Source organism: Leptotrichia wadei, assembly GCF_007990545.2.
GTDB classification, from domain to species: Bacteria; Fusobacteriota; Fusobacteriia; order Fusobacteriales; family Leptotrichiaceae; genus Leptotrichia; species Leptotrichia wadei.
In genome coordinates this window covers 796,293-808,499 of the sequence record NZ_AP019829.2, presented here as the reverse complement: position 1 = coordinate 808,499, position 12,207 = coordinate 796,293, and the positions used below count along the sequence as shown (strand labels likewise).

13 protein-coding genes are annotated in these 12,207 nt (G+C 30.1%); 2 read left to right on the top strand and 11 right to left on the bottom strand.

Annotation, left to right across the window (positions count from 1 at the left end; translation table 11 throughout):
* Positions 1-171: 171 nt before the first annotated feature.
* The 6 genes from FVE73_RS03770 to FVE73_RS03745 form a co-directional block, all read right to left on the bottom strand.
* Positions 172-408 (bottom strand): DUF4272 domain-containing protein, encoded by a 237-nt coding sequence (locus tag FVE73_RS03770; RefSeq protein WP_146997830.1) that lies wholly within the window; start codon positions 406-408, stop codon positions 172-174.
* Positions 371-574 carry a DUF4272 domain-containing protein gene (locus FVE73_RS03765; protein ID WP_018498671.1) on the bottom strand — a complete coding sequence of 68 codons (204 nt, stop codon included), beginning with the start codon at positions 572-574 and terminating at the stop codon, positions 371-373. The genes FVE73_RS03770 and FVE73_RS03765 overlap by 38 nt, the downstream gene beginning before the upstream one ends.
* 346 nt (positions 575-920) lie before the next feature.
* A complete protein-coding gene (locus FVE73_RS03760) occupies positions 921-1,346 on the bottom strand; it encodes a hypothetical protein (RefSeq protein WP_018498668.1) in 426 nt (141 codons plus the stop codon).
* 34 nt (positions 1,347-1,380) lie between these two features.
* Positions 1,381-2,895: a magnesium transporter gene (gene mgtE, locus FVE73_RS03755; protein ID WP_018498667.1), complete on the bottom strand. Its 1,515-nt coding sequence runs from the start codon at positions 2,893-2,895 to the stop codon at positions 1,381-1,383.
* A gap of 51 nt (positions 2,896-2,946) precedes the next feature.
* A complete protein-coding gene (locus FVE73_RS03750; RefSeq protein ID WP_018498666.1) occupies positions 2,947-3,447 on the bottom strand; it encodes an NUDIX hydrolase in 501 nt (166 codons plus the stop codon).
* Positions 3,448-3,624: 177 nt separating this feature from the next.
* Positions 3,625-4,401, bottom strand: coding sequence for a histidinol-phosphatase (locus FVE73_RS03745; protein ID WP_018498665.1), 777 nt, complete (start codon positions 4,399-4,401; stop codon positions 3,625-3,627).
* Positions 4,402-4,556: 155 nt separating this feature from the next.
* Here FVE73_RS03745 and FVE73_RS03740 point away from each other — a divergent pair, with 155 nt between their 5' ends.
* Together FVE73_RS03740 and FVE73_RS10840 are read left to right on the top strand one after the other, a co-directional pair.
* Entirely contained in the window at positions 4,557-6,179 is a 1,623-nt protein-coding gene (locus tag FVE73_RS03740; RefSeq protein WP_018498664.1) for an ABC-F family ATP-binding cassette domain-containing protein, read from the top strand.
* 10 nt (positions 6,180-6,189) lie between these two features.
* Positions 6,190-6,375, top strand: coding sequence for a hypothetical protein (locus FVE73_RS10840; protein ID WP_081617785.1), 186 nt, complete (start codon positions 6,190-6,192; stop codon positions 6,373-6,375).
* A 172-nt stretch (positions 6,376-6,547) separates the two neighbouring features.
* Here the strand turns inward: FVE73_RS10840 and FVE73_RS03735 are convergent, their stop codons facing one another.
* From FVE73_RS03735 to FVE73_RS03715, 5 genes are all read right to left on the bottom strand, one after another.
* Positions 6,548-7,015: an SH3 domain-containing protein gene (locus FVE73_RS03735; protein WP_018498663.1), complete on the bottom strand. Its 468-nt coding sequence runs from the start codon at positions 7,013-7,015 to the stop codon at positions 6,548-6,550.
* Positions 7,016-7,292: 277 nt separating this feature from the next.
* Entirely contained in the window at positions 7,293-7,715 is a 423-nt protein-coding gene (gene cdd, locus FVE73_RS03730) for a cytidine deaminase (protein ID WP_018498662.1), read from the bottom strand.
* A 39-nt stretch (positions 7,716-7,754) separates the two neighbouring features.
* Positions 7,755-8,846, bottom strand: a complete 1,092-nt coding sequence (gene dinB / locus FVE73_RS03725; RefSeq protein ID WP_018498661.1) for a DNA polymerase IV — start codon at positions 8,844-8,846, stop codon at positions 7,755-7,757.
* Between the two features lie 141 nt (positions 8,847-8,987).
* On the bottom strand, positions 8,988-9,269 hold the full coding sequence (locus FVE73_RS03720; protein ID WP_018498660.1) for an HU family DNA-binding protein: 282 nt from the start codon (positions 9,267-9,269) through the stop codon (positions 8,988-8,990).
* A 101-nt stretch (positions 9,270-9,370) separates the two neighbouring features.
* Positions 9,371-12,046, bottom strand: a complete 2,676-nt coding sequence (locus tag FVE73_RS03715; protein ID WP_018498659.1) for a cation-translocating P-type ATPase — start codon at positions 12,044-12,046, stop codon at positions 9,371-9,373.
* Positions 12,047-12,207 lie beyond the last annotated feature (161 nt).

Sequence of the window (12,207 nt, the reverse complement as noted above, 5' to 3'; positions counted from 1 at the left end):
AACTAATTTTAATCTTTACATTTTTATATTAGCATTTTTAAAATCCATTGTCAATTAATTTTTAAAATTATTTTGAATGAAGCCGTATTTTTCATTATTTTTTAAATTTTCCATAATAAAATTATTTTAAAAATAAATTTTAATTTATTTTATTTAATTTTTTAAATATACTCATATATGAATAATAATTTCTTCTATGCTTTTTCCCTCTTGAACAACCCATTCTAATGCAAGTCTGCTAAAATACAAAATACCTTCATCTACGATTTTATCATAACCTTCCAATTTTATTTCAACATTTGCCCAGTTCAATCTATACAAATAATCTAGCATATCTAAAATTTTGCTTTGTGAACGAATCTCACACTTTCTAGCAAAACACGTTAAAGTCATCAAATTCAATATCAATAACTGACAACACCCAAAGCAGCATTTTAACAGCTTCTAACATAAAATAAAATTTAATATTTAAATCTTTAGAATCTGATGAATTTTCCAAATAATTTTTTTCACGTTCAGTCAATACCTGTCTAAATTGGTATTTTTCTTCAAAAATATCAATGATCGTTGACAATTTCTTTTGTCTATTTTCTTTTTTTCAAGATAAGTTTATGCAGCAAGCCGTGTCATTACTATTGCCACAATTCTTCTTATAATATCCCATTTTTTACGTATTTTTACATTTTTTTCAGATATATTTACTTCCATTTTTTAACTCAAGATAAAATCTTTGGTTTTTTCAGTTAATTTTTCTCCATTTTCTACAGTAACAGTATCAATTCTATCTGCATAAGTTTCCAAAAAATTCTTTTAAAGTTCCTCAACTGATTTCTGATTTGAAAAGCATACCCCTGATTTTATTTTTTTCTTTTTCTTAAATAAATTCAATAGATTCATTTTTATGTTCTCTTTTATATTTTTTAACCCTTAAAATTATCCAATTCTTTTTCCAAAATTGAAATAACTGTCATATCTGCAGGTATCATACTTAAAATTTTTTGATACAGTTCAGTTTTTTTTTCACGGCATACTTTTAAAAATAATAGACATTCTCTCTTTTTCTTTAATCTCAAGCTATATCCATCGTTTAAAAGAATATTAAAATTTATTGTCTTAAAAGTTCCCTGACGAATAAAAATTCTTGTTAAAATACAAAGTTTTACTTCGTTAATATTAAAATATATTTGCTGTTTTTTTATTTTTGGTATAAAGGTAAATATAAATTCCCCATCCAATTCTTCCAAATTTTCTGCATTAAACTTAATCTTATTCATAATAATAGAAAAAATCACATAAATTATATATAAAATTAATATTATTGTAGGTAAGGGTAAATTAATTTGCATAATTTCCTCCTTTCAAATTCGTCTTTATAAAATATTATGTTAATTTATTTAGAAATACCGTTGCCAAACTTAAAAATATTAAAAATCCAAAACAATCTGTCGCTGTCGTTAATACCACAGCTGAAGCCATCGCAGGATCAATTTTTAATGCCTTTAATGTTACTGGAATTAAAAATCCAATCATACAGGCAATTACAAGATTTCCAATCATTGCCAAAAATACAATTAATCCCATATAAAAATTCCCATAAAGTGCCCACAAAATTCCTCCACACAATAATCCTAAAATTGCTCCATTTATTGCCCCAACTAAAAGTGTCTTTCCAATTATTCCAATCGTATCCTTTAGATCAACTTCTCCTAATGCCAATGCACGAATTGTTACAGATAAAGCTTGAGTTCCAGCATTTCCTCCCATTCCACTAATTATCGTCATTATTGAAGATAAAATAACTACTTTTTCGACTGTATTGGAAAATAGTCCAATTACAAATGAAGCAAGAAAAGCTGTTGCCAGATTTATGACTAGCCAAGGCAATCTTTGTTTAACAGAAAATAAAAATGTCGAATCAATCTCCTCTTCTTCTGAAATTCCCCCTAATTTCAAAATATCCTCCGTATTTTCCTCTTGAATTACATCAATAATATCATCAACTGTTATAATTCCCAATATATTTTTTTTATGATTGATAACTGGTATTACATGTAAATCATATTTTGATACTATTCTCGCTACTTCTTCCTGATCTTCCTCAACATAGACATATTTTATATTTTCATCCATTATATTTTCAAGTTTTGTTTCTTCAGAAGAAATCAATATATCCCGTAAATCAGCTTCTCCCACAAGTTCCTTTTTTTCATTTGTAACAAAAATAGTTTCAATTACTTCTGTCTTTGGAGCAATAATTTTTAGCTTAGCCATCACATCTTTTATTTCTAAATTTTGCTTAAATGCAATATACTGAGTTGTCATAATTCCCCCAGCCGTATCCTCCTCATAACCAAGCAACTCCCTGAATTTATTTGCCTGTGAACGTTTCATCTTGTCAAGAATCGACTTGCTTTTTTGAATGTCAATATATCCTAAAATATCAACCACATCATCTGGCGACATATATCCCAAAATATCAATATCTTCCTCATCTGAAAGCAAATCTATAATTCTCGTCTGCAATTCTTCATCCGCCTGCTCCAAAACACTAGCCTTATTTTCATCACTCATTAGCTTAAATACTCTTAAAAGCTCATCATCATCTAATTCTTCAAAACTTTCCGCAATATCAATCGAATGATTATCCTCAAAATACTCTTCCAGCTCTTTCTCTGTTTCAATTTTTTGAATTTCCTCAGCCATTTCTTCAGGCGATGCTTCCTCTTCCTCTTCAAAATTCTGAACATCTTCTTCAGACATACGGTTTCTGATTTCATCTTTTAATTTTTCCACATTCAGTTGTGTACTTTCCTCTTGAGTTATTTTTTTTGTATCAATGTCAGCATTAATGTCAATATTTTCTTTATCTAAATTTATTTTATCATTTTGATCCATTAATTCCCCCTTTCTATCATCTTACATTTTTATTTTTTATTTTTAAATATCCTACTTTTTTCTCGAAAAATAAATTATCGCAAGTATCGTTTTCATATCATTTGAAAGTTTTAAAATATCCTTCACATCAACCCAGACAACCTTCACATCTTCTCCATTATCCAGCGACTGCTCAAGTGGCTCAATATCATCTGATTTCAATCTGCCGCTAAAAAAATACAGATTTTCCGTAGTATACCCAGGTGACACATAAAGCCCTTGTGGCAATTCTTCTACATCCACAATATCCTTTTCTAAATATCCAGTTTCTTCTCGCAATTCCCTAAAAGCCGCTGTCCTAGGATCTTCATCCCCATCAATCAGCCCAGCGCAAACCTCCAAAGTATAATCCTTCGGACCTGGACGGAACTGTTTTACCAAAATTGCCTTTTCTTTAGTTTCATTAAACAATACAAAACAAACTGCATTAGACTTATCCAAATATTCCAAAGTTATCCCAGTTGTCGGATGTATCATTTTTGCCCCTTTTAAAAATTTAAAACTATTATCCATTTTTATTTATTGTATGATAACAAATATCACACACTCCTTTCTTTTAATTTTTCATTTTCTATGCAAGACTATTGCTTTAATCTTTATATTCAGATAAAGCCATTTTCTTTTGCTATTTTTTCAGCTAATCTCGTATTACTCTTTGTAAATTGAAAATTATTTTTTCATATTACAATTTCAAAAAATACTCTCAATTACATTCAGCCCAATTTCCTTTGCAAACTCCCTTGCAATTTCCATCTCTTTATCTTCCATCCTGTTAAAATCATGTGCATCTGAACCAATTATTGTCCTAACATTGTACTGTTTCACAATGTCCCAAAATTCCTTATATGGATACATATATCTATCCCAATCTGGATGTCTTTCAAATGATTTTCTTATTCCATTTGCATTTACTTCAAGCGGTACATTCATTTTTTCTGCTGCTTCAGAAATAATATGCGCTGCTCTTTCACAGCTTTCATCCCAATTCCGATAATTTATTACATATAAATCTGGATGTGCAATGTAGTCAAATTTTCCGCTTTCTATCGCTTCAGCCATATATTTTGCATAATTTAACACATCTTCGCCTGTTTTTATTTTCCAGGCATTATAATTTGTGTTATCACCAGGTTTTCTAAATGCATGTAAGCCTAAAACGAGATAATCTAGTTTTTTTCGATATTTATCATATTTTTCAAGAAATTCTGGAAAATATTCGATTTCTAGTGATTTGTAAATTTTGATTTTATCTCCATATTTTTCCTGTGCCTCTTCAATTTCCTTTAAATATCCGTCCAAATTCTCTTCCTTCATTCGGTTATTTTCATAATATTCAGGCATTGGAGCATGATCTGAGATTCCAAGTTCAGTATAGCCTTCCTTGATTGCGACTTTTACATAATCTTCTACATTTCCAGCGGCATGTTCACATCGGTAATTGTGAGTATGAAAATTTGTCTTATTCATAGTTTACCCCATTCTATCCTTTTCAAATTTTTTTCTTTTGTATATTTTACCAATTATTTTGGAAAAAATAAAGGTTTTGAATAAATTTATTTTGTTTTTAGTGAAAATTTTTGATATAATATAAGTAAAATATAAATATTTAAGGAGGAAATTTTTTGATTTCAACAAGTAATTTATCTGTCCAGTTTGGTGGACGAAAACTTTTTGATGAAGTAAATATAAAATTTACAGAAGGGAACTGTTACGGCATTATTGGACCGAATGGAGCTGGAAAATCGACATTTTTAAAGGTTTTAACTGGAGAGCTTGATTCTACTTCTGGAGAAGTTATTATAGAAAAAAATAAAAGACTATCATTTTTAAAACAGGATCACTTTGCATACGAAGATGAGGAAGTGCTAAATGTAGTAATGATGGGACATGCAAAATTATATGATATTATGATGCAAAAAAATGCACTATATGCAAAAACTGAATTTACAGAAGAAGATGGAAATTTAGCAGCTGAACTTGAAGGGGAATTTGCAGAATTAGATGGCTGGGAAGCTGAAACAAATGCTGAAAAATTTCTAGTTGGACTTGGAATCCCCGCTGAAATGCATCACAAATTAATGAAGGAATTAACAGAGCCTGAAAAGGTAAAAGTGCTGCTTGCACAAGCTATTTTCGGAAATCCTGACATTTTATTGCTAGATGAGCCTACAAATGGACTTGACTTGCATGCTGTAAAGTGGCTTGAAGATTTTCTGATGGATTTGGAAAACACAACTGTACTTGTTGTTTCCCACGACAGACACTTTTTAAATAAAGTTTGTACTCATATTGCCGATATTGATTACGGGAAAATTAAAATGTTCGTTGGGAACTATGATTTCTGGTATGAATCAAATCAATTAATGCAGGAATTAATTAGAAACCAAAATAAAAAAATGGAGCAGAAGAAGAAGGAACTGCAAGACTTTATTGCCCGTTTCTCTGCCAACGCTTCAAAATCAAAGCAGGCTACTAGCCGTAAAAAGCAATTGGAAAAATTACAATTTGAAGATATGCAAGTTTCCAACAGAAAATATCCGTATATTGAATTTAAGCCTGAAAGAGAAGCTGGAAACAATATGTTGAAAGTTGAAAATCTGACAAAAACCATTGATGGTGAAAAAATTCTTGATAATATTTCATTTACAGTAAATACTGGAGATAAAGTTGTTATTTTATCAAAAAATGATATAGCTAAAACTACTCTTTTTCAAATTTTAGCTGGAGAATTAGAACCTGATTCTGGAAAAGTTGAATGGGGAGTTACAACTTCACAAAGCTATTTTCCAAAAGATAATTCAGAATATTTTGAAAACGTTGATTTATCACTAATTGACTGGTTAAGACAATTTTCAGAAGATCAACATGAAGAATATGTACGCGGATTCTTAGGAAGAATGTTATTTTCAGGAGAAGAAGCTAGAAAGAAAGCTAAAGTGCTTTCTGGAGGAGAAAAAGTTCGTTGTATGCTTTCAAAAATGATGTTATCTAATGCAAATGTCTTATTATTAGATAATCCAACAGATCACTTGGATCTTGAATCAATTACGTCGTTAAATAAAGCGCTGGAAAGATTTGACGGAACAATTTTATTCACAACGCACGACCACGAATTTATCCAGACAATTGCAAATAAAATCATTGAAATCACTCCAAAAGGGATTTTGGAAAAAGAAATGGAATATGATGATTATTTGAATGACGAAACTGTTGAAACAAGACTAAATAAGATGTATAGACTTTAGTATAAATAACCTGTCGGAGCATTTTTCTGTACTGGCAAAACTATTTGAGCATAGCGAGTTTTTTATCAATACAGAAAAATGTCGTAGACTAGCCATAGCTTGTAGGATTTGCAACAATGAGCAATCCTATGAAAATAAAAAGAAAAAACATAGTAATATAAAAAAATATTTATTAATCAAGATGTCTAAAAAATAATTTAATTGAATGATTATGAATTAGTTATTAAACAACCCTATTATGAAAAGTTATTCCTATTCTTAAACAGAGTTTAGTATTATTCCAATCTCAAAAAAACAATTAATTACAAAAATAGCAGGATTATATTTATTAATATTTCCTGCCATTTTTTATTTAGTTGTTTGAAAATCTATTTTTTAGCCACTTGATTACTATAAATATAACCATATTCATTTCCATTATATCTTATGTAATACCAGTCATCTGCCGTTTTGCTTATTGCATAAACTGTTTGTCCAGTTTTTAATCTAGTTTTGATTGTAGATTTTGTTGTTGGTTTCTCTCTTATATTACTGTAACCTTCACTTGAAGTTATAACAAGTTTTCCAACTATTTCTTTTAACTGACTATTATGAATATAACCAGTAAATGTTTTTTTTATATCACTGTCATAATATGTTACTTTATACCATTCGCCTGATTTTTCACTACTCTCTAATATATGTCCATTTTTAATAGTTTCAATAACTTTTGAATCAGTACCTGCAGCTTGCCGTATATTAATTGCATTGTCTTTTGATGATGTTATAAAAGTCGCACCCATTGAGATGGCACTAAAAATTACAGATAAAATTGAAACTAAAAATATTTTTTTCATAAAAATCACTCCTAAAAAGTCAAAATTTTTGTTTATATATAACATTTGTTATTCTCAATAATATTATAACCTATTTTTTTGATTTTGCAAATAAAAACTGTAAAAAACATAATATTTTTTAAATTAATTTCAAAAAATAATATAATATAAAATTTATAAATAACTATAATTTTAACTTTTTCTCATATATTCTATATTCTTTTATCTGAACTCAATAAAAATAAACTAATAAAAACTAAATAAACTTAATATTTAAGAAATCATCATAGCTTTTAAATTATAAATCCTCTGGACCAAAAGAATACGGCAATAACTTTTCCAATGAAGTGCTTTCATATTTTCCATCTTTATTTGCCAAAATTATAACTGTATCTTTGTCGGAAAATTCCCTTATTACTTGCCTGCACGCTCCACAAGGGCTAATTGGTTCAGGTGTATTTCCAGTTATAACAAGCAGTTTTATTTTTTTCATACCTCCTGTAACTGCTGTTGTAATTGCATTACGTTCTGCACAGAGTGTCAATCCATAGGAAGCATTTTCAACGTTAACTCCCTTATACTTTTTTCCGTTATTATCAATTAGCAATGCAGCGACAGGAAATTTAGAATAAGGCACGTATGCTCTTTCCAATAAAAGATTTACTTCATCAATATAACCTAATATTTCTTTTTTCTCTTCATCAAAATCTACTAAATCCATTTATATCACTTCCTATTCTTATAAATTTTTTATACGCTTTTATTTTAAATCATCAAACGAAAGCTGAACTACATTACTTTTCAAAATTGAACTTAACTGAACTCCAATAAGCCGTACTTCATTCTTTTTTTTAAAAAATTCTAAATTCTCAAGAGTTGCTTCATATATTGTATTTACATCATTCGTTGCACTTTTCAAAGTTTTAGAACGAGTATGAGTTATAAAATTAGAATATCTGATTTTTATTGTAACTGTTTTTGCAAATTCATTTTTCTCAATAAGTTTATCACTTAATCTTTTAGATTGCCTTTTTAATTCAGCATGCAATGTCAAAATATCATTTTCCTCACGATGAAAAGTAATTTCATGACCATAAGATTGTCTTTTCCTACCTGTATTTATCTCAGAAATATGCAATCCTCGAATAGAATTATACAAATATTCTCCCTTACTTTCTCCAAATCTCCTAATTAGCTCATTTTTCCCAATTTCATATAATTGGAAAACTTTTGTTATACTAAATAATTTCAGTATTTCTCTGGTTTTTTTACCAATTCCAGGAATTATTCCCAATTCCTTGTCATAAATATAATCTAAAAAATGATCCCGATCTTTAAAAATAAAATACCCATTTGGTTTATCAATATCACTTGCAATTTTTGCACTTATCTTACTAAAACCAATTCCAACTGAACAAGTTAAACGAGAATTGTCAAAAATGTACTTTTTAAATCTTTTTATAAACTTTTTAATTTTTAAAATTTCATCTATTTTATTAAGTTTTACATTCTCACTTCTTATAAACTTTGTAATATCAATATATCCTTCATCAACAGAAGTAAACTCACATTTTTCCAATACTTTCTTTATTAATTCCTGTATTCTTCTACCTTCCTCGAAATAAACACCCTTTCTAAGATTTACAACAATAAGATTTGGACATAACTGTTTAGCTTGAATTGTAGGCATAGCTGATTTCACACCGTATTTTCTAGCTTCATAACTGGCTGTTGTAACAATTCCATATCCTATTGCAATAGGCTTTCCTCGAAGTTCACTATTATCTCGCTGTTCTATTGAAGCAAAAAAGGCATCCATATCATAATGTAAGTAAATTTTCTTTTTTTTCATAATTGAAATTCCCTATTTTTTTATTTATTCTTAAACTCTTAAACATAAACTTTTAGACATATTAGCTGAAAGATTTTATAAATAATAAAAAACTACCCTAAAAATGAAAAATCTTCAGGATAGTCTTTATAAAAAATCCTATTATTTAGCTTCTGCAACTTTATCAGCTAATTTTTTCCCAACTTTAAATTTAACTACTTTTTTAGCATCAATTTTGATTGGAGCTCCAGTTGATGGATTTCTTCCTTCTCTAGCTGCTCTTTCTTTTACTTCAAAAGTTCCCCAACCAACAAATTGGATACTTTCACCCTTCACTAAAGATTCTTCTGTTGTTTCTAAAAAAGCGTTTACTAATTCTTCTGCTCTTTTTTTAGTTTCTCCAGTTGCTTTTGCATAAGCATCTACAAATTCTTTTTTTGACATTTTATCTCCTCCAAACTTTTTTCAATGTTTATTATATGTTACCACATTTTCAGTATTTGTCAAGAATTTATTGAAATAAAAAAAATATCTTTTTATATTTTTTAATCATTGTTTCTTCTTGAAATCACTTTTATAATTTCATTCACAATAAACGGAACTAATGATAATCCTATTACCATTCCCCAATGACTTGAATCAATCGCAGTTACTTTAAACATTTGTGCAATACTTGGAATTGAAGTCAAGCCAATTTGCAAAACCATTCCAATAATAATTGAACCAATCAAAAATTTATTTCCAAAAAATCCAATTTCAAAAATAGTCTTTTTACTATTTCTCATTGACAATGAATAAAACAATTGTGAGAATGTAAGAACAATAAACGCCATTGTTCTTCCATAAGTTAAAATTTCCCGTGTTGCGGGATTACTGTCTTTTACGACCGAAATAGGCACAGTCCCGCTATGAATAATTCCTAGGTAAAATGCCACAAGTGTAAGCACTCCAATCAGTACTCCACCAACAATTGATCTCATTCCCGCACCTTCAGAAAAGAAACTCTCCTTCGGATCTCTAGGTTTTCTAGTCATAACTTCATTATCTCCAGGGTCCATTCCAAGTGAAATTGCAGGTAATGTATCTGTTATCAGGTTTACCCATAGAAGCTGAGTCGCAACTAACGGTATTGCCCATCCAAATAATGTTGCAATAAACACACACAAAACTTCTCCCAAGTTACAAGAAAGCAAGAATATAATTGTCTTTTTGATGTTGTTAAAAATATTTCTTCCTTCTTCAATCGCATGAATTATCGTAGTAAAATTATCATCAGTCAAAATCATATCACTAGCGCCTTTAGAAACATCTGTACCAGTAATTCCCATAGCAACTCCTATATCGGCAAATTTAAGCGACGGCGCATCGTTTACTCCATCTCCAGTCATTGACACAATATTTCCCTGCTCTTTAAACGCTTTTACAATCTTAACTTTATGCTCAGGCGAAACTCTTGCAAACACTCTATATTTATTCACTTCCTTAGCAAATTTATCATCTGGAATCTCATCAATTTCAGCTCCAGTTAAACTTTGGCTAATATCTGTCGCAATTCCAAGCTCTTTTGCAATCGCAACCGCCGTATTCTTATGATCTCCTGTTATCATAATCGGAGTAATTCCAGCTTTTTTAGCTTCCACAATCGAATCTTTCACTTCAGTTCTAGGCGGATCAATCATTCCAACAATTCCAACTACAACCAGATCCTTTTCCATCTCTTCAGGTAAAATTTGACTGTCAACATCTTTAAATGCCACTCCAAGCACTCTTAATGCATCATCTGACATTTCTTCAGCAACTTTCAATATTTTATTTTTTTCTTCTTCAGTCAATGGTAAAATTTCTCCATTTACAAGAATTTTATTTGCTCTTGTGAGAATGTTGTCAATCGCACCTTTTGTGTGAACTCTATATTTCCCACCTTCTTCATTAAGTGTCGACATAAGTTTTCTGTCCGAATCAAATGGATTTTCAGAAACCCTTTTATATTTAGCATTCAATGCGTTTTTTTCCAAATCAAATTTATTTCCCAAGACAATCAGAGCCACTTCTGTCGGATCTCCGATATCTTGTCCATTTTCAACAGATGCATCTGAGCAAAGCACAAACGAACGGATTAACTCAGTTTCATCATTATTTGCCTTTTGTCCATCTTGACTGGAAATATCTCTCAAATTATCCAAAGTATATGTTTTTACAACAGTCATCTTATTTTGAGTAAGCGTCCCGGTTTTATCAGAACAAACGATATTTACCGCTCCCAATGTTTCAACCGCAGGTAATTTTCTCACAATTGCATTTTTCCTTGACATAGTCTTTACCCCAAGCGAAAGTACAATCGCAACAATCGCAACAAGTCCTTCAGGAATTGCCGCCACAGCTAGACTTATTGCAGTCATAAACATTTCAACTGCTTCTCTTCCTTGAATCAACCCTATGACAAAAATAATTCCACAAATTGCCAATGCTCCATATCCCAAAATTTTTCCAAGTTCTTCTAATTTTATCTGAAGCGGAGTCAATGTATTGTTATCTTCATCTAAAATCTGTGCAATTTTTCCAATTTCCGTATTCATTCCAGTTTCAACTACAACTCCTTCTCCTCTTCCATAAGTTGCCATAGTTGACATAAATGCCATATTTTCCTTATCTCCAATAGGTATTTTTGCGTCAGTTGTAATAAAATTAGCATCTTTTTCACTTGGAACAGATTCTCCAGTAAGTGCTGACTCTTCAATCTGCAAATTAGCACTTTCAATAAGTCTGACATCTGCTGGAATATATCTTCCTGCATCAATTACCAAAATATCTCCCGGCACCAGTTCTTCCGAATTAACTTCAATAACTTCGCCATTTCTTCTTACCAAGCTCTTAGGTGTCGTCATTTGCTGCAACGCTTCTAACGCCTTTTCCGCCTTAGATTCCTGCACAACTCCAACTACCGCATTTATAAGAACTACCGCTAAAATTATCAAAGCATCAGCTATCCCGTCTTTCCCATGCGCAATAATATTAACAACAGCTGCACCAATTAACACATAAATAAGCATATCCTGAAGCTGTGCCAAAAATAGCTGCAATAAACTTTTTTTCGGCTTTCCTTTTAATTTATTAGGTCCATATTTCTCCAGCCTCCTTTTTACTTCTTCCGTTGAAAGTCCCGTTTCAGCCGAGACATTCAACTCTTTTAAAACATCTTTTGATGATTTAGTAAACCACATATTTACCTTACCTCTTCTTTCTTAAAATCTTTGTAAGTATTATACACTAAAATTCAATTTATTTCATTATAATTCTAAATTTTTTAAAAAAAATTGTCTAATTCTTTCAATTGATGAAATAACTAGACAATTTACAAAAATATTTTTATTTAATCTATGAT

Excerpts from the sequence above, each read along its gene's own strand:
- FVE73_RS03760 (WP_018498668.1), bottom strand. The coding sequence starts at position 1,346 with ATGCAAATTAATTTACCCTTACCTACAATAATATTAATTTTATATATA.
- mgtE (WP_018498667.1), bottom strand. The coding sequence starts at position 2,895 with ATGGATCAAAATGATAAAATAAATTTAGATAAAGAAAATATTGACATT.
- FVE73_RS03750 (WP_018498666.1), bottom strand. The coding sequence starts at position 3,447 with ATGGATAATAGTTTTAAATTTTTAAAAGGGGCAAAAATGATACATCCG.
- FVE73_RS03745 (WP_018498665.1), bottom strand. The coding sequence starts at position 4,401 with ATGAATAAGACAAATTTTCATACTCACAATTACCGATGTGAACATGCC.
- FVE73_RS03735 (WP_018498663.1), bottom strand. The coding sequence starts at position 7,015 with ATGAAAAAAATATTTTTAGTTTCAATTTTATCTGTAATTTTTAGTGCC.
- cdd (WP_018498662.1), bottom strand. The coding sequence starts at position 7,715 with ATGGATTTAGTAGATTTTGATGAAGAGAAAAAAGAAATATTAGGTTAT.
- dinB (WP_018498661.1), bottom strand. The coding sequence starts at position 8,846 with ATGAAAAAAAAGAAAATTTACTTACATTATGATATGGATGCCTTTTTT.
- FVE73_RS03720 (WP_018498660.1), bottom strand. The coding sequence starts at position 9,269 with ATGTCAAAAAAAGAATTTGTAGATGCTTATGCAAAAGCAACTGGAGAA.
- FVE73_RS03715 (WP_018498659.1), bottom strand. The coding sequence starts at position 12,046 with ATGTGGTTTACTAAATCATCAAAAGATGTTTTAAAAGAGTTGAATGTC.